The sequence below is a fragment of the Polaribacter sp. M10 genome (assembly GCF_054968445.1).
On record NZ_JBSSBG010000018.1, the window covers coordinates 57,344 to 76,169 of the forward strand.

General features: G+C 30.1%; 14 protein-coding genes and 1 tRNA gene. 4 read left to right on the top strand and 11 right to left on the bottom strand.

Annotated elements, in window-relative coordinates:
- Positions 1-36: 36 nt before the first annotated feature.
- The 7 genes from ACWYN7_RS14310 to ACWYN7_RS14340 all read right to left on the bottom strand — a co-directional run bounded on the left by ACWYN7_RS14310 (position 37) and on the right by ACWYN7_RS14340 (position 5,707).
- Positions 37-906, bottom strand: a complete 870-nt coding sequence (locus tag ACWYN7_RS14310; protein WP_462860656.1) for an SDR family oxidoreductase — start codon at positions 904-906, stop codon at positions 37-39.
- 11 nt (positions 907-917) lie between these two features.
- Positions 918-1,370 (bottom strand): hypothetical protein, encoded by a 453-nt coding sequence (locus ACWYN7_RS14315; protein ID WP_462860675.1) that lies wholly within the window; start codon positions 1,368-1,370, stop codon positions 918-920.
- 64 nt (positions 1,371-1,434) lie between these two features.
- The gene (locus ACWYN7_RS14320; RefSeq protein WP_462860657.1) at positions 1,435-2,562 is read right to left on the bottom strand and encodes a serine hydrolase domain-containing protein; all 1,128 of its coding nucleotides are present in this window, start codon (positions 2,560-2,562) and stop codon (positions 1,435-1,437) included.
- A 329-nt stretch (positions 2,563-2,891) separates the two neighbouring features.
- Positions 2,892-4,670, bottom strand: a complete 1,779-nt coding sequence (locus tag ACWYN7_RS14325; RefSeq protein ID WP_462860658.1) for a helix-turn-helix domain-containing protein — start codon at positions 4,668-4,670, stop codon at positions 2,892-2,894.
- 264 nt (positions 4,671-4,934) lie between these two features.
- A complete protein-coding gene (locus ACWYN7_RS14330) occupies positions 4,935-5,153 on the bottom strand; it encodes an SOS response-associated peptidase family protein (protein WP_462860659.1) in 219 nt (72 codons plus the stop codon).
- 31 nt (positions 5,154-5,184) lie between these two features.
- Positions 5,185-5,370 carry a phage integrase SAM-like domain-containing protein gene (locus ACWYN7_RS14335; protein WP_462860676.1) on the bottom strand — a complete coding sequence of 62 codons (186 nt, stop codon included), beginning with the start codon at positions 5,368-5,370 and terminating at the stop codon, positions 5,185-5,187.
- Positions 5,371-5,622: 252 nt separating this feature from the next.
- Positions 5,623-5,707 (bottom strand) — tRNA-Ser (locus tag ACWYN7_RS14340).
- Between the two features lie 241 nt (positions 5,708-5,948).
- On the opposite strand from ACWYN7_RS14340, the gene aroC reads away from it, so the two are divergent.
- The 3 genes from aroC (at position 5,949) to ACWYN7_RS14355 (ending at position 9,134) form a co-directional block, all read left to right on the top strand.
- Positions 5,949-7,013: a chorismate synthase gene (gene aroC / locus ACWYN7_RS14345; RefSeq protein ID WP_462860660.1), complete on the top strand. Its 1,065-nt coding sequence runs from the start codon at positions 5,949-5,951 to the stop codon at positions 7,011-7,013.
- Between the two features lie 119 nt (positions 7,014-7,132).
- A complete protein-coding gene (locus tag ACWYN7_RS14350; protein WP_462860661.1) occupies positions 7,133-8,230 on the top strand; it encodes a heparan-alpha-glucosaminide N-acetyltransferase domain-containing protein in 1,098 nt (365 codons plus the stop codon).
- A 16-nt stretch (positions 8,231-8,246) separates the two neighbouring features.
- A complete protein-coding gene (locus ACWYN7_RS14355) occupies positions 8,247-9,134 on the top strand; it encodes a carboxylesterase family protein (protein WP_462860662.1) in 888 nt (295 codons plus the stop codon).
- A 62-nt stretch (positions 9,135-9,196) separates the two neighbouring features.
- Here ACWYN7_RS14355 and ACWYN7_RS14360 read toward each other — a convergent pair whose 3' ends face one another.
- Both ACWYN7_RS14360 and ACWYN7_RS14365 read right to left on the bottom strand, forming a co-directional pair.
- Positions 9,197-10,231: a phytase gene (locus ACWYN7_RS14360; RefSeq protein ID WP_462860663.1), complete on the bottom strand. Its 1,035-nt coding sequence runs from the start codon at positions 10,229-10,231 to the stop codon at positions 9,197-9,199.
- A 10-nt stretch (positions 10,232-10,241) separates the two neighbouring features.
- Positions 10,242-13,082, bottom strand: coding sequence for a TonB-dependent receptor (locus tag ACWYN7_RS14365; RefSeq protein ID WP_462860664.1), 2,841 nt, complete (start codon positions 13,080-13,082; stop codon positions 10,242-10,244).
- Between the two features lie 212 nt (positions 13,083-13,294).
- On the opposite strand from ACWYN7_RS14365, the gene ACWYN7_RS14370 reads away from it, so the two are divergent.
- Positions 13,295-14,065, top strand: coding sequence for a hypothetical protein (locus ACWYN7_RS14370; RefSeq protein ID WP_462860665.1), 771 nt, complete (start codon positions 13,295-13,297; stop codon positions 14,063-14,065).
- Between the two features lie 38 nt (positions 14,066-14,103).
- Here the strand turns inward: ACWYN7_RS14370 and ACWYN7_RS14375 are convergent, their stop codons facing one another.
- Together ACWYN7_RS14375 and rpoC are read right to left on the bottom strand one after the other, a co-directional pair.
- Positions 14,104-14,415, bottom strand: a complete 312-nt coding sequence (locus ACWYN7_RS14375; RefSeq protein WP_462860666.1) for a DUF3467 domain-containing protein — start codon at positions 14,413-14,415, stop codon at positions 14,104-14,106.
- Positions 14,416-14,528: 113 nt separating this feature from the next.
- Positions 14,529-18,803: a DNA-directed RNA polymerase subunit beta' gene (rpoC, locus tag ACWYN7_RS14380; RefSeq protein ID WP_462860667.1), complete on the bottom strand. Its 4,275-nt coding sequence runs from the start codon at positions 18,801-18,803 to the stop codon at positions 14,529-14,531.
- Positions 18,804-18,826 lie beyond the last annotated feature (23 nt).

Here is an 18,826-nt window from a genome sequence, read left to right on the forward strand (position 1 = left end):
AAAGAAATGCCAGAAGACAAGGCACATCGTCTTGTATTATAATTCCAAACCTTTTTTTGTTTCATCTATAAAAAAATCCTTTAGATGATGTTTACCAGATGTTGGTGCAATATTGTCTTCTGCCATTAAGGTGAGGAAAAACTCAATTGGGCCATAGGTTTTAACACTTGCAAAAGTTCTTAAACTCCAAAGCGTTAATTTTCTTAAATTATCTGGTAAATGAAAAATTTTAATAGGTTTGTTTAAAGCGCTTAGAGCTAGTTTACTAATATCATTAAGACTTAAAATATCTGGGCCTCCAATGGTTAATTCTTTGTTGTTATCGTCTAAAGAATTTACAATAGCTTTCGCTAAATCTTCTCCGTGAATAGGGTTGAATTTTTGATGACCAGATCCAAACAAATAGACCCTACCCGATTTAGCCATTCGTAAAAAATCTTTCATATCAGAGAAAAAACCATTAGGTCTAACAACGGTATAGTTTAACCCAGAAGATTTTAAAGCATCAACAAATTTTTCTTTAGCTTCAAAAATTTTTAAATTTCTGTATTTATCTCCGTTAATAGCAGACACATATACAAAGTGTTTTACACCAGCCTTTTTAGCTTCTTCCAACAAATTTATATTGGCTTGATAGTCTACATCCATATAGGTTAAACCTTCTTTTTGCCTTGTAATACCAACCGTAGATATTACTGTATCTATACCTTTGCAAATATCACTTAGGGTATCAGGTTTTGTTATTTCGGCTTGCTTTATTTCTAAATAATTATCATTTCTATTTTGTAATTTCTTAGGGTTACGAACAATTGCAATAATCTGATTTTCATTATCGATTAATGCTTTTAACAAATACCTCCCTAAATAACCGGTAGCACCTGCTAATAATACATTGGTATGTTTCATTTTTAAAAAAATTATCGGTTATTTAATTCGTTCAACTTCCTTTTAAAAATAAAACGTGTAATAAAAATCCCATTGTCATCATTTTTTCCTGCATCGCTTTCTACTGCACTTGTTACAAACATCAAATCCCAACCTTCAGAAAGCATAGCTGTTAATTTTGAGGAAATCAAAGCATCATTTGCAGCTATATTTTGAAAACGTATTCCACCCAAATTATAAAAGTTTAATAATTTAGTTTCTTCAAAGTTTTTAACTCTAATATTTTTTCTTTTAGATTTATTTCTGGTATTGTTTTCTTCTGATTGGTTTGAGGTAAATTGTTTATAATCTCTTTCACTATTTGATGAAATTAATCTTGATCTACCCAAGCCACTTGGGATTATCGATTCTACACTTGTGATAACTTTAATTTCAAATGCTTGTTTTGATGTTTCTTGACTAAAAACATTTGTTGTAGTTAGCATAAGGAATGTGACTACTAATATTATATTTCTCATATCTTGATAGTTTATTTTTTTTGGGTAATTCTTAATTAAATTCGTTGGTTAAAAGTTGTTCTATAATGGTATTTCGTTGTTCACCAGAATCATCTTGTTGATTACTTAACAGTACAATTGTTGCATCGTATTCTGGTATAAACCCAATCATACTCCAAAATCCATTAATATCACCTCCATGCCAATACATTGTGGTATTGCTTTCTTGTGTTGTAAACCAACCCAGGCCAAAATCTACAAAGCCACTTGGTACATCGTCTGCAAATATTTCGCCTTTTTCGGTAGCCGTAAACCAGTTTGTTTTTACTGCATTTGTCCAAATTTCCATATCTTTTGGCGAGCTACTGAAATCTCCAACGCCAAACGCAATAGCCATTGGGTAAGTACTGTTTGCGTTACCATTGTAATAACCTTCTGCATGCGTATTGAAATCAATAATATTGGTACCTTTATAAGTATCAGTCATTTGCAAAGGTGTCAATATTTTTTGCTGAATATATTCGTGATAAGACATTTGAGATACTTCTTGAATTAATAAAGCTGCGATAAGAAAATTTGAATTGCTATACTGTTTACTGGAACCTGGTATAAAATTGAGGCCATTTTCAGAAATCATTTCAGTAATAACTTCATAAATATCTTCTTCATCCAAGGTTTCGCCTTGTTCGTAGGCGTCTTCCACTACAAATTGATAATCTGGAATACCTGATTGATGCGATAATAACTGTGCTATGGTAATTTGATTTCCGTTTGGAAACTCTGTGTCGAATTCATCTAAAGTTTGATTAAAACTACTGATTAAACCATCGCGTTTTAGTTGTACAATAGCAGCAGCTGTTAAGGTTTTAGTTACTGAACCAATACGATAGCCAAGTTCATCATCTTGTGGTAATGCAGTACTTTCATTTGCTAATCCAAAACCCTGACGCACTAAATCATTACCATTTTTAGTTACAATGGCATACCCTTGAAAATCAACTTCATTCAATAAATTTTCAACTGATGTGTAGTTGTCTATTGGTTCGTTATTGTCGTCATCTTTTGAACAAGATGATAATAAGGTTGTTAAAGATAGTAAAATAGCCATCATAAAATGGTTTACTGTTCTTTTAACAATAATCGATTTGTTTTTTTTAAGTGTTTGATCTAATGATTTCATAATTGTTCATTTTTAATTGATTTATAATGATTTTGATAGTGCAAATTTGCGGCATAACAGGTCTCGAATCGTCTTAAATTATAAATTAGAACGTTCGGAATTATCCTCTTAATTATTTCATTTTTTGACACTGTTCATCTGTACTTCCCAACAAAATGGTTGCGATTTCTGTTTAAAAATGAAGTGTTTTACGTTAGTTCTTTTGGGCTAAAAAAAATGAGAAATTTTCGATATTTTTTTTTGAAACTTCAAAATTATGGATACAACAATCCTACTGAAATATAATTCAGCATAAAATTGAATGAAGGAAATAAACTGCTATTAAACTACTAGTTACTACTAGATTTCACCCATTTACTTGGGGTAATGCCTTCTGTTTTTTTAAAGTACGTATTAAAAACACTTTTAGAGTTAAAACCGCTATCATAAGCTAAACCGAGAATGGTTAAATGTGAGTTTTTAGGGTCTAAAGCTATAGTTTTAAAATGGTTGAGACGATATTGATTAATAAAGTCATTAAAATTTGTATCGAACGCCTGGTTAATTAAATACGACATTTTATTGGTGTTTAAACCTAAAACATCAGCAACAAATTTTAAACTCAGCTGTGGGTTTAAATAAGGTTCTTCCTCATCAAAGTAGTTAAGCAATTCTTTTTTTAGAATTTGTATCTGGTGACTATCTAAAATGTTTGAAGTTAGTTTTTCTTCCTCTTTTTGAGGAACTTCAATATCGTCAATAAACAAGTTAGACTGGTGTAATTCTGAGAACCCATTTATGCTATGTAAAGGGTGTAAAAAAGGTTCTTGTCTGTAGTTAATAATTTGTCCACGTCTTTGACTAACCATTTCTTTTAATCTCGAAAATCCAAGTTCTTTATGATTCGAGTTGCTAAGAATAAACACGTCATATGGCACTAGCATTGTAGCTTCATTACCTCCTTTACACCATTTTGAGGTGGCTTCATTTGTTATTACTGTATCCTTTTTATTAACAAGATTAAACAGCATGTTTTTTTCTTCTTGTAATGATGTATTCTGAATAAATGCTTTAAACTGCTCAGCCTCATTAAGCCATATTAGACAGAAACATTTTAGGTGATGGGCTAATTCTAAATGAGGATTAAGTGTTAGGGCGTAATCGATGCTTTCTAGCGCTTTACGAAATTTACGTTGATAATAGTAAATGTGTCCTAAAGTATAGTGATTGTTTGCTGAGAGCGGATCTACTTCTAACAACTTGTTGGCAAAGACTATGGCTTTATTGAAAAAACCAAGAGCAATACACAACTCTGCCATAGCTTCTAATCCATCTATATGGTTTGGATTTATTTCTAAAACCTTATTAATGTGTGTGTAAGCGTTTTTAAAATCCCATTCTTCCCAGAAAAATTTACCTACAAAAGACAAGGGATACTCAGGTAACGAAGTATCTATTTCTTTCGCTATCAAAAGGTTACTAATTGCTAATTCCATAGCTTCTTGATAAGGCATATAACCCCACATTGCTAGTAAGCCATAACATTGTAGATTGGCATAGTAGGCTTTGGCATATTGTTTATCTAGTGCAATGGCTTGATTATAAAATGAAATAGCTTGATTGATGCTCTCAGGTGTCCATTTTAATTGAAAGGAGCGTCCTTTTAGAAATAATTGATAAGCATCAATATTATCAGTTGGCTGTTTTATTAAATGGTCCTGTACTTCGAAGTGCCCAAAATTATTTCGAACTTCGTCTGCAATGGCTAAGCTAATCTCATCTTCTAAATCGAAGATATTTACTAGTTTTCTGTCGTATTTTTTTGACCAATAATGTATGCCATCTTTGACATCGATTAACTGCGCTGTTATTCTAATATTATCCTGAGACTTTTTTATACTACCTTCAAGAATTGTATTGACACTTAATTGTTTACCAATTTCTCTAATATCAATATCTTTTCCTTTAAAGGCGAAAGATGAGGTTCTTGCAATTACTTTTAAACCATTAACCTTTGTTAATGCATTTATAATTTCTTCAGTAATACCATCACAGAAATAGACGTTGTCACTATCATTGCTCATATTGACAAAAGGTAAAACTGCTATGGATTTCGAGTTTAAATTCATTTTAAAGAAAACAAAAAACAAACATAAACATTTCTATTGATTTAGTGTAAAGTTAAAATTTTTGAACTAAGTTTAATTATTTTATAAGAATAAATGTACATTAAGATAATAAAAGGTTAAATTATTGTTGACAAGGAAAATAACATATAAGACAGAGGCTTCATTTAAAAATACTGCTGAAAATAATAAACGCGTTATTATAATAAACTAGATTTTGTGTTGTGGAGAGTTTATAAGAACTACTTACTCTTTTATTAGGGTTTCTTAGAATAAGGTTGGTTGTGTAAAATCTAATTGGGTTGTTGTGAAATTATATTGGGGTACTATTTCTTCATCATTTAACCAACTTTTAAAATCGGATTCTGACTTTAAACTAAAAGGCATTCTTAGTTTGGTGTCGTGAATGTCGCGCATTACTCCTTTAGCCTCTGTTGTTACAATAGTATAGGTATTGTTTGCATATAATCCTGCAAAAGCAAACAATTGGTTGTCGAAACCTATTTCGAATTTGATTTTATCTTTGGATTTCTTCTACATCCAAAAATTCTCTTTCCACTGTCTTTAAAGTTCCTTCCCTCTTATAAAAAATATCTTTGCTTATCCAATCATTGACGTATGCTTTTCTGATGATTTTCTTGAAATTAATGATGTCTTTTATGTCTGTATTATGTGCGCAATTTTTTTCTGTTTCAGATAATATTCAAAACAAAATGTACTTTTTTTGAACTGGTTTTAGTCAAGTTTTAATTTTTAAGTCCTTGATATCAAAGGGGCACAGAGAAATTCAGTTACCTATTTTAAAGACAAAATAGGTAACCAAATAGCTTCCTTTTTATTGAATATTTTTGGACTTAATCCATATTTTTTTAATTTTAATGATTGTTTGAAGAAAACAAAAAAGCCCGTAAACATAATGTTTACGGGCTTTTGGTGAGATTTGATAAATTCTCTGCGGAGAAAGAGGGATTCGAACCCCCGGACCTGTTACAGTCAACAGTTTTCAAGACTGCCGCATTCGACCACTCTGCCATTTCTCCAAGTGTCTCATCAGGTATTTCCTGAATGCGGATGCAAATATAGAAAGCTTTTTTATTTTGTGAAACAAAAAAACGAATAATTTTTATTTTTTTTGACTATCTTAAAATTATAATTTTATCTTACTAAAAATCAGCTATTAAAGATATTAAATACATTTTAGAAATCATTATAATACTTTTTACTTACAAAAAACTATAGCGTACTTTCATTATATTTGTATCAAAATTATAATTTTTAATTATGTCATTTAATTCTTTTGGAAATTTATTAAAAGTAACAACTTACGGAGAATCGCATGGAACTGCAATTGGTGGTGTAATAGATGGTTTTCCTGCGGGTTTAGAAGTTAATTTCGAAGCTATACAAGAAGAACTAAATAGACGTAAACCTGGGCAATCTAAAATTGTAACTCAACGTAAAGAACCGGATACTGTAGAGTTTTTATCTGGTATTTTTGAAGGTAAAACCACAGGAACTTCTATTGGTTTTGTAATTAAAAACACCAACCAAAAAAGTAAAGATTATAATCATAATACAAATGTATACAGACCTTCTCATGCAGATTATACTTACGATCAGAAATATGGTTTAAGAGATTATAGAGGTGGTGGAAGGAGTTCTGCTCGCGAAACTGCAAACTGGGTTGTGGCTGGAGCATTAGCTAAACAATTGGTGGCTAACATCAAAATAAATGCTTTTACATCTTCTGTAGGTGATATTTTTATGGAAAAACCATATCAAGAGGTAGATTTTTCTAAAACAGAAAGTAATATTGTTCGTTGTCCTGATGAAGTATCCGCAGAAAAAATGATTGACAAAATTAAAGAAATCAGAAAAGCTGGAGATACTATTGGAGGTACCATTACTTGCGTAGCTCAAAATGTGCCTGTTGGTTTGGGTGAACCTATTTTTCATAAACTTCATGCTCAATTAGGTGGTGCAATGTTATCTATAAATGCAGTAAAAGGTTTCGAATTTGGTAGCGGATTTTGTGGTGCAAAAATGAAAGGTACTGAACATAATGATGTTTTTAATGCTGATGGTTCTACTAAAACCAACTTATCTGGTGGAATTCAAGGTGGAATTTCTAATGGAATGGACATCTATTTTAGAGTTGCTTTTAAACCTGTAGCCACAATAATGAGCAGTCAACAAACAATTAATTCTGAAAATGAAGTTACAGAAATTACAGGAAAAGGAAGGCATGATCCTTGTGTTGTACCAAGAGCTGTGCCAATTGTAGAAGCTTTAACAGCTTTGGTTTTGGCTGATTTTATTTTGCTAAATAGAACTAGAACAGTTTAATATATTTAATCGGAATTTTTTAAAAGTTTTTTACTTTTTTACAATTACAATCAAATTCATTTACTTCTTTTGGTCATTTCTTAAATATATGTTTACTTTTAGAGTCTATTTTTTAAATATTGAACTCTAATAGACTTTATTTTATTGATATTGTGCGTGCTTTTGCCATTTTAATGATGTTGCAAGGTCATTTTATAGATACGTTATTAGATGTTACTTATCGAGATTTAAATTATACTTCTTACAAAGTTTGGTCGTATTTTAGAGGAATTACTGCTCCTACTTTTTTTACAATTTCTGGATTAATTTTCACTTACCTTTTGCTAAAATCAAAAGAAAAAGGAACCGAAAAACTAAGAATAAAAAAAGGAATTAAAAGAGGTTTTTTCTTGATAGGTATTGGGTATTTATTAAGAATCCCACTATTTACATGGCTTTCTGGTGAGTTTAATACTTATTTTTTAGTAATCGATGTTTTACAAATAATAGGAGTTAGTTTAATTTTAATTACTGGATTTTATTTTTTGTGTAATAAAAAAATGACCTTGTTTTCTCCTTTGGTTTTTATTTTGGGAATCATCATATTTATTACAGAACCTCTTTACAGAAATTTAAATATTACGTCTATTCCATTATTTTTAAATAACTATATTTCTAAAAGTAATGGATCTATATTTACGATAATTCCGTGGTTTGGATATGTTTGTTTTGGTGCTTTTATTGCAACATTATTTTATAAATTCTTGCCTAAAAAACACTTTAAGAAAACGATAATTACATCCTTTATTATTATTGGTTTTATTTTGATATTTTACTCATCATATGTATTAGCTTATTTATCAAAATTGTTTCATTTTCAATTATTTATGGATTCTGCAAGCTATAATTACCTCTTTACACGGTTTGGCAATGTGTTGCTTTATTTTGCTTTTTTCTATAGCTTAGAAAAATACTTTAAAAATCCTTTAATTTTAAAAATAGGTCAAAAAACCTTATCCATTTATGTTATTCATTTTATAATTATTTATGGCAGTTTTACTGGTTTAGGGTTAAATAGTTTAATTAGCAAAACCTTAAATCCTGTAGAAGTAATTTTTGGCGCAATTATTTTTTTGATAATCGTCTGCTTTCTCGCATTTTTTTATGCAAAAACAAATACATTTTTGTATTTAAATCTGCGCAAATTTTATGATCAACTGAAAGGAAAATCAGAATAACAATGACTCTATTATTATGAAAATAAACATTCTCTTCTTTTTATTATTATTCTCTGTAAATGTTTTTGCTCAAAAAATATATTTAGACAAAATTGCAAAACCATCTAAAAGAACATTTACTTACCAAAGGATAAAAAAAGAGAAAAATCTTAAGTTAGATTTTTACAAACCTAAAAAAATAAAGGGCAAAAAACCATTGATTATTTATGTGCATGGAGGTGGATTTTCTGGAGGAAAAAGAAATGACAAATATGCCGTAGATTTTTCTAAAGAAATGACAACTTATGGTTATGCTGTAGCTTCTATTTCTTATCGATTAACCATGAAAGGAATTGGTTTTGGTTGCAACACCAATGCCAATTTAAAAATTAACGCTTTTAACAACGTTTCTAAAGACATTAGTTATGCAATAAAATATATTTTAAAACGAAATCGAAAATTTAAAATAGACATTTCCAAAATAATTTTAGTGGGTTCTAGTGCAGGTGCAGAAGCTGTGTTAAACTTAGCTTATGTTTACGAAAATACAATTTTAGATACGAATTTTAAATTTGCTGGTGTAATTGCTATGGCTGGTGCAATAATTACAAATGATAAAATTACTCATGAAAAAGCTATACCTACGCAACTTTTTCACGGATTAAATGATAATTTAGTTCCCTATCATATAGCTTCACATCATTATTGTAAAAAAGAAAATGCAGGTTATTTAAAACTTTACGGTTCTAGAGCAATTGCAGATCAATTAAAATCTATTGGTAAATCTTACTATTTGTATTCTGTTAAAAATGGTGATCATAGTTGGAATTCTAGACCTATTTATCAATGTAAAAACGAAATTTTAGATTTTTTGTATTTTGATGTTTTACAGAAAAGTGAAAGACAAACAGAAGTTGAAATTTAATAAATAAAAAAGTCGTACTAAAATTATAGAACGACTTTTAAGGTTCAAATATTAAGATTTTTTTATTTGATTAATCTATTAAAATCATAAAAATAAAAATTCTTTTCATCGTTCATTGCAACAAACAAACCGCTTTTAAAAGTGTTATTTAATGGCACTGTAACCACATCACAACCATCTGTTTCTAAGGTTGATAAATTAATTGCTTTAACAAAATTGTTTGTTGTTCTATTAAACAAATTAAATTGTCCTTTTTGTTGATCAGAAACAATAATATATCCTTTTTTGTCTTCTAATTTGGCAATGGCAATTCCTTCTATATCTTCTAAAAAATACTCGCCACCAAAACAAGCTATTTCTTCATTTCCTTTGGTTGGCTCTGCATAATATTTTCGAATGCAAGCACCTTCATCAGAATAGTACACAAAACCCATTTCTGAATCTACAGCAATAGCTTCTATTTCTTTTTTACCACTAAACTTCCCAAATTTTCTTACCAAATTAGCTTGTATCACATTGTTTGCTGCTGTTAATTTGTATTGGTATAAATATCCTTCTTTAGGTCCTGATTTTCTGCCTACAATAGCATAAAAACTATCATCTAATTTAGATTTATAAAAAGCAACACCCATAGGTAATTTGAGTTCTGCATTTTTTTCATCAACAAAAACAGGAAAACCTCCATTGTCTAAAGGTTGCATATCTGGTACAGAAAAAATTCTAATTTGTTGTTTTTCTCTTTCTGTAAACACTAAAATATCTGTAGCTGTAGAATCGTTAATTTTAAACCCGTATTCTAAATCTACATTATTAGGTCTTTTAATATTTCTGATGGTTTTATTTTCTATAATTTTTCCATCTAAATTAAAAGCATAAATGGCTCCATTTGTTTTTTTATCGGTACCAAAAACAATGCTTTTAGAAGCATCTTTTGGGTTTATCCAAATTGCAGGATCATCTGTATCGTTCAGTGTTTTTTCTGTAATAATATCTGGTGCTATTGCAGGTAGTTTACTACCAGAATTGCAAGAAAAAAAGTAAAAAGCACTAAGTAATATAGTGCTTTTTACAATTTGTTTTTTGTTTAATAAACTCATTATTAATTTCTTATTTTTTAAACAAATCGTATTTTAAACCAAAAGTAATTCTTCTTCCATAATATTCCATCTGCATAGTTCTATCACTTACACCTTGGTAATAACGCAAAGGTTGGTCTGTAATATTATTAACATCAGCATAAATACTTAGGTTATTGTTAACCGCAAATGTTGCATTAAAATCTAAGAAAAATTGTTGATCGTAATAACGATCTTCAAAAGCATTACCACCAATTTCATCTACATAAGCATCAGAAAAATTAGCAGAAACTCTTGCAGAGAATTTTTTACCACCATAAGCTAAAGAACCGTTAAACATATTTGGTGCTGTGTTTGGCAAATCTAAATCGTCTCTTTCATCTCCATCTTCATTACGAATTCCATTTGCGTTAGAAGTTAAATAAGTATAGTTTAAATAAAGACTAAAGTTTTTTAAGAATCCTGGTAAGAAATCTAATTTTCTCTGAATAGCAAATTCAACTCCAAAAATAGAAGCATCATCTCCATTTAAAGGTTGATAAACATCAAACCCTGTTGTACCTGCTCCGTAAAAATCTGAAGATGTTTCTTGTTGAAAAGTATAAATAAAATCGTTTATTTTTTTGTAGAATAATCCACCAGAAAGTAAACCTACATTATTAAAATACGTTTCTGCCATTAAATCGAAGTTCATAGAAGTAGTTGGCTCTAAATCTGGGTTACCTACAAAAATTTCATCATCTCCAGTTACAACATCTAAAGTAGGTGTTATGTCTGCATAATTTGGTCTTGCAATAGTGTTTGTCCAAGCAAAACGAACTACTGTATTATCTGTAGCATCGTATTTAAAATGTACACCTGGCAATATGTTTGTATAAGAACTTTCTTTAGTTGTTGTACCATTTAAAGTATCTTCATCTAAAATATTATTACCAGTTGCAGTTAAACTTGTATGCTCTAAACGTACACCAGCTAAAACACTTAATTTATTCGATAAATTTTGATTTGCCATTAAATACGCAGCATAAACATTTTCTTCTACATTATAATTGTCTCTTAAAAATTCATCGTCTACAGACTCACCATCTGCTAAATTTAAAGCTCCTAACCATTCTTCTGATGCAAATAAACCAGCTTGATATTGGCTACCAGCAAGAAAATCTGCTTTAGAATAATCTTTGGTTGGTATACCATCTAAAGTTGGGTAAGCACTTTCTAAATCATACTCAAAGAAATTATTGTCTCTGTATTTGGTTTTAAATCTACCTCTTGCTCCAAATTTTATAAATCCATCACCTTTACCAAAAAAGTCTGCAGGTAATTCAAAGTTTACAAAAACATTAAAATCTTCTTCTTCTGTATATTGATTTTCTTCAGTAATTTCTCCATATTCGAAACTAGAAAGATCATTAAAATCAGAAGCATCAACAGGTGAATAAAAAGGATTTTCTGAATCTGTACTGCTATTGATGATATATTCAGATTCAAACTCTACATATCTTTCATTTAATCTTTCTTCAGATGCTTTTGCTAAAGAAGCCATCCAATCGATTTTTAAATTACCAGCAACATGGTTACCTCCTAAAGAATAGTTTTGCATTCTTTGGTCTTCTAAACGTCTGTTTTTATTTCTGTCGTTATCAATCCCTCCTTTAGATTGTCTTTTTACTTCTACAGGAAACATTGTTGGTGTATTATTTGTTAGGGTAAAATCGCCAATTTCAATATCTTCTGCATCTAAAATTTCGTGTTCTAATCTAAAACGATTTTCTCTGTCATCTCTCCAGTTATACATCGATTTAAAATAGATGTTATTGTTATCATTTATTTGATAATCGAAATTTGCAGAAAAACTTCTACGTACTCTTTGTACTAAATACGTTCTTTGTTCAAATACGTTTGTATAAGGATTTACTTCCATTTCTACTTCGTCTGTACCATCAAAATAAGCAAATTCATCTGTCCATTCTGCTTCTACATTATCAGAACCAAAATCATTATCATTAATAGTTGCAGAAAGCATCCATCCAAATTTCTTGTCTTTAGATCGATCACCTACTAAAAAAGAACCATTTAAAATTCTTTTATTTGTAATGGTATTTACACCAGAACCTGCTGTTGCAGATAATCTAAAACTTTGTGGGGCTGTTCTTGTAACTAAGTTTACAGAACCCCCTAAAGCATCTGCATCCATATCTGGAGTTACAGCTTTGTTTACTTGGATAGACTGAATCATATCAGAAGGAATCAAATCCATTTGAATGTTTCTGTTATCTCCTTCTGCAGAAGGAATTCTACTTCCGTTTAAAGTAACTGAGTTTAATTGCGGAGAAAGTCCTCTAATAACAATATTTCTAGCTTCACCTTGATCTACTTGCATAGTAATACCAGGAATTCTTTTTACAGCATCACCAATATTTGCATCTGGAAATTTACCAATTTGATCTGTAGATACCACATTGGTAATGTTAATGTTATTTTTTTGAGTATTTAAAGCCTTAGCTTGGCCACTTAAGCTGTAAGATCTAAATTCAATTTCATCTAATTCAATGCCTCCAGATTCTAATTCTAAAGTTACTTTTGTAGTTTGGTTTTCTTTTACCACTACTTGTTTGGTAATATCTTTATAACCTAAATAGGTAACTTTTAAAGTGTAGGTACCCACAGGTATAGATAGAATTGTAAATCTACCGTTAAAATCTGTAACATCTCCTTTTTTAATTGTTTCTAAAGATACATTTGCTCCTGGAACATAAATACCATTTTCGTCTGTAATTAATCCTTGAATTGTACCAGTCTGTGCAAAAGATTTTGCCATAGACATTGATAAGACTACAATGAATAGAATAAATTTTAATTTGTTTAGTTTCATTTTATTTGGTTAAAATTTTTAACAAAACTAACTTTTGATAAGTTTTAAAAGATTAACAAAATGAAAAGAAAAAGCTAAATTACAATTGAAAAAAACCACTAATTAACATTAAATTAATTTCATTTTTACAATAATTTTAAAGCACTCTTACACCTATTTAATTGTTAAATATTCTTTACATTTACTATTTAAAACTTTTAATTAACTATGCTATGAAAACAATCTTAAGACCAAATCTATCTTATTTTCTATTGATTTTAATTGTCTTATTTTTTACAAGTTGCCAAATGACAGAAGAATTAACTGTAACAAAAAACGGAAGCGGAACTGTGTCTTTTAAAGTTGATGCTTCGTTTTTTATGCAAATGATGGGAGATAGATTAAATAAAGAAAAAACGAATACTAATTACGATACTATTATTCATTTTAAAGATGTTATCAAACAGAATAGAGATAGTATTTTAAAACTATCGCAAGAAAAACAAAAATCATTAAAAAGGTTGGAAAATTTTAGCATGAAAATGCAGATGAATTCTGATACCAAAAAAATGAATTTTGATATGTTTACCAACTTTAAAGATGTAAAAGAATTGAATAATATGCTAAATTCTTTTCAAGAAGGTTATGGTTTGGCTTCTAAATCTAATAAACTTTTAGCTTCTGGAAAACAAACTAAAAAATTAAGTGAACCCAAAACACCTTCTACTAAAGTTAACTATTTGTATTCGAAAAAGAAATTTGAACGCAATACAGAAATTTTAAATCCTGAGCAATTGAAAAAAGAAGCTGATAGTTTAGGGGATGTAAAAACAATGTTTTCGAGTTCTACGTATAAATTAATTTATACGTTTCCTAAACGAATAAAAAATGCTTCAATTAAAGAAGCCTATTATAGTGCTGATGGTAAAACCATAACTATTGAAAAGAATATTATTGATTATTTTTCGAATCCTAAGATTTTAGATTTCTCTGTAGAGTTTTAAATAAAAAAAGTGAAACTAACGTTTCACTTTTTTTATGATTAAGCTTGACCTGTTGGCCCAAAATTCATGGGTACTGGAGGTTGCTCATAATCTTTTATTTCTCCATGTTGTTGTTCAAATTTACGAACATTATCTGCTAACGCTTTGGTTAATCGTTTTGCATGTTGTGGTGTTAGAATAATTCTAGATTTTACTTTGGCTTTGGGTACACCAGGCATAATATTTATAAAATCTACAATAAATTCTGACATAGAATGATTAATTATTGCCAGGTTAGAATAGGTACCTTCTGCCACTTCTTGATCTAATTCTATATTTAATTGTCCGTCTTTATTTTGGTTATCTTCCATAGTTATTGGGTTGTGTAATTAATATCAATAAAAAAAGTTGAATTATTTGTAGTAAAAATACTACAAACAATTCAACTTATATAATTTTTAAACGTTAACGTTCAAACGTTTAATTAGAAACTTTGTTCCATTTCATCTTTAGGACCTACAATAATTTTATCATAAGATCTCATACCTGTACCTGCTGGAATTTTCTTACCAACAATTACATTTTCTTTCAAACCTTCTAAAGTATCAATCTTACCATTTACAGCAGCCTCGTTTAATACTTTTGTAGTTTCTTGGAAAGAAGCTGCAGATATAAATGATTTAGTCTGTAAAGAAGCTCTTGTAATACCTTGTAAAACTTGTTCAGCTGTTGCTGGTCTAGCATCTCTTGCTGTAACTAAGTTTTGATCGTTTCTTCTTAGTAAAGAATTTTCATCTCTTAATTGACGTGCAGAAATAATTTGACCTGGTTTTAAGTTTTCTGAATCTCCAGCATCTTCAACAACTTTCATTCCGTAAATAGCGTCATTATCTTTGATAAAGTCTGTTTTATGGATTAATTGATTCTCTAAGAATAAAGTATCTCCAGAATCTATAATCTTAACTTTACGCATCATTTGACGTACTACAACTTCGAAATGTTTGTCGTTAATTTTTACACCCTGTAAACGATATACTTCTTGTATTTCATTTACTAAGTATTGTTGTACTGCAGATGGTCCTTTAATTCTTAATATATCAGAAGGTGTTGTTGCTCCATCAGATAATGGCATACCCGCTTTAATAAAGTCGTTTTCTTGAACTAAAATCTGGTTAGAAAGTTTTACTAAATACTTGCTAATTTCTCCTGTTTTAGATTCAACAATAATCTCTCTATTACCTCTCTTTATTTTTCCAAAAGAAACTACACCATCAATCTCAGAAACTACAGATGGGTTAGAAGGATTACGTGCTTCGAATAATTCTGTTACACGTGGTAAACCTCCTGTAATATCACCTGCTTTACCAGATTTTCTAGGAATTTTAACTAAAGTATGTCCAGCTTCAACAGTATCTCCATTATCAACCATTAAATGTGCACCAACAGGTAAACTATAAGAACGTAAAGCATTACCATCTTCATCTTCAATAATTAAAGAAGCAATAATTTTCTTGTTCTTAGAATCTGTAATTACTTTTTCTTGGAAACCAGTTTGTTCATCAATTTCTACAGAGTAATTCATACCTTGCTCTAAATTGTCGAACTTAACTTTACCAGCAAATTCAGATACAATTACACCATTAAATGGATCCCATTGTACAATTACATCGCCTTTTTTAATGGTTTTTCTATCTTTATCAAAAATGATAGAACCATAAGGTAATATGTTTGTACTTTGAGTTATACCTGTTTTCTTGTCTTTTATTTTAATTTCTGCAGTTCTAGAAATTACAATATCAACTTCTTTACCTTCGTTGTCTTTACCAACAACTGTACGTAAATCATCAATAGTAACATCACCATCGAACTTCGCAATTAATTTATTTTCTTCTGATATGTTACCAGCAACCCCACCAACGTGGAATGTACGTAATGTTAACTGAGTACCAGGCTCACCAATAGATTGTGCTGCAATTACACCAACTGCTTCACCAATTTGTACTTTGTTACGAGTAGATAAACTTAAACCATAACATTTTGCACAAATACCTTTTTGAGACTCACAAGTTAATGCAGATCTTACTTCTAAACGATCAATTCCAGAAGCTTCTACTGCATCAGCTAATTGAGATGTAATAGATTGATTTGCTTTTAAGATAAGTTCTTCTGTTACTGGATGATATACATCTTGTAAAGAAATACGACCTTCTATTCTGTCTGCAATAGACTCAACTATTTCGTCGTTTTTCTTTAATGGAGTTACTTCTAATCCTCTTAATGTACCACAATCTTCTTCTGTAATGATAACATCTTGAGATACATCTACTAATCTACGTGTTAAATAACCAGCATCTGCCGTTTTTAAAGCGGTATCTGCTAAACCTTTACGCGCACCGTGAGTTGAGATAAAGTATTCTAAAATTGATAAACCTTCTTTAAAGTTAGAAAGAATTGGGTTTTCAATAATTTCTCCACCACCTGCTGTAGATTTTTTAGGTTTTGCCATTAATCCACGCATACCAGTTAACTGACGAATTTGCTCTTTAGAACCCCTTGCACCAGAATCTAGCATCATGTATACTGAGTTAAAACCTTGTTGATCTTCACGCAAACGTTTCATAGATAACTCAGTTAATCTGTTGTTGGTAGAACCCCAAACATCAATTACCTGATTGTAACGCTCTTTTTGCGTTAACATACCCATATTATAGTTTCCTACAATTGCATCAACTTCTTTGTTTGCTTCATCAATCATAGATTGCTTTTCAGCAGGAATAATGATATCTCCTAATGAGAAAGATAAACCACCTTGGAAGGCAAATTTATATCCCATATTTTTTATCTCATCTAAGAATGCACCCGTTGTTGGTATATCAGTAGCTTTTAAAATACCACCAATAATTCCACGTAAGTTTTTCTTAGTTAATACTTCATTGATATAACCAGCAGCTGCAGGAACTTTTTCGTTAAATAAAACTCTACCTACAGTAGTTTTAATAATTTTAGTTACTTGCTCGCCATTCTCATCTAAATCTTGAGTTCTTACTTTAATACCAGCATTTAAGTCAACTTTTTCTTCGTTAAAAGCAATAGTTACTTCTTCTGGTGAATAGAAAGTTAATCCTTCTCCTTTAATTGGCACTTCTGGAGTAGAAATTCTTTCTTTTGTCATATAGTATAAACCAAGTACCATATCTTGAGAAGGTACAGTTACTGGAGCACCATTTGCAGGGTTTAAGATATTATGAGAAGCTAACATTAATAATTGTGCTTCTAAAATAGCCTCTGGTCCTAATGGTAAGTGAACCGCCATTTGATCTCCATCAAAATCCGCATTAAATGCAGAACAAGATAATGGGTGTAATTGTATTGCTTTACCTTCTATTAATTTAGGTTGAAAAGCTTGAATACCAAGTCTGTGTAAAGTAGGAGCCCTGTTTAATAATACAGGATGTCCTTTAATTACATTTTCTAAAATATCCCAAACAACTGGTTCTTTTCTATCTATAATTTTCTTTGCAGATTTTACTGTTTTTACAATTCCTCTTTCAATTAATTTTCTAATTACAAAAGGTTTGTAAAGTTCAGCTGCCATATCTTTTGGGATACCACATTCTGACAATTTTAATTCTGGACCAACAACAATTACAGAACGTGCAGAATAATCAACACGTTTTCCTAATAAATTCTGACGGAAACGTCCTTGTTTACCTTTTAATGAATCTGATAAAGATTTTAAAGGTCTGTTAGATTCTGTTTTTACTGCTGATGATTTACGTGTGTTATCGAATAATGAATCTACAGATTCTTGTAACATACGTTTTTCGTTACGTAAAATAACTTCAGGAGCTTTTATTTCAACTAATCGTTTTAAACGATTGTTTCTGATAATAACTCTTCTATATAAATCATTTAAATCTGAAGTAGCAAAACGCCCACCATCTAATGGAACTAAAGGTCTTAATTCTGGTGGAATTACCGGAATTGCCTTCATAATCATCCATTCTGGATTGTTTTCTCTATTTTTTTGAGAATCTTTAAATGCTTCTACAACATTTAAACGTTTTAATGCTTCAGTTTTACGTTGTTTAGACGTTTCTGTGTTGGCTTTGTGTCTTAATTCGAAAGACAACGAATCTAAATCGATACGAGCTAATAAATCAATTAAACACTCAGCACCCATTTTTGCAATAAACTTATTTGGATCTGAATCGTCTAAATATTGATTATCTTGAGGTAACTCATCAGCAATATCTAAATATTCTTCTTCTGTTAAGAAATCCATTTTTTGTAATGGTTCTCCTTCAGGATTTTTTGCAATACCTGGTTGAATTACTACGTATCTTTCGTAGTAAATAATCATATCTAACTTTTTAGATGGTAAACCTAAAAGGTATCCCATTTTGTTAGGTAATGATCTAAAATACCAAATATGAGCTACAGGAACAACTAAGTTGATGTGCCCTACTCTATCTCTACGTACTTTCTTTTCTGTTACTTCTACACCACATCTATCACAAACAATACCTTTGTAACGTATTCTTTTGTACTTACCACAAGCACATTCATAATCCTTTACAGGACCAAAAATTCGCTCACAAAATAAACCATCTCTTTCTGGTTTGTGAGTACGATAATTTATAGTTTCTGGTTTTAAAACTTCACCTTTAGAGATTTCTAGAATCGCTTCTGGAGATGATAAACCAATTGAGATTTTATTAAACTTTTTTACAGTGTACTTCTCTTGTTTTCTTGCCATGTCTTTTAATAAGTATTCAGTTG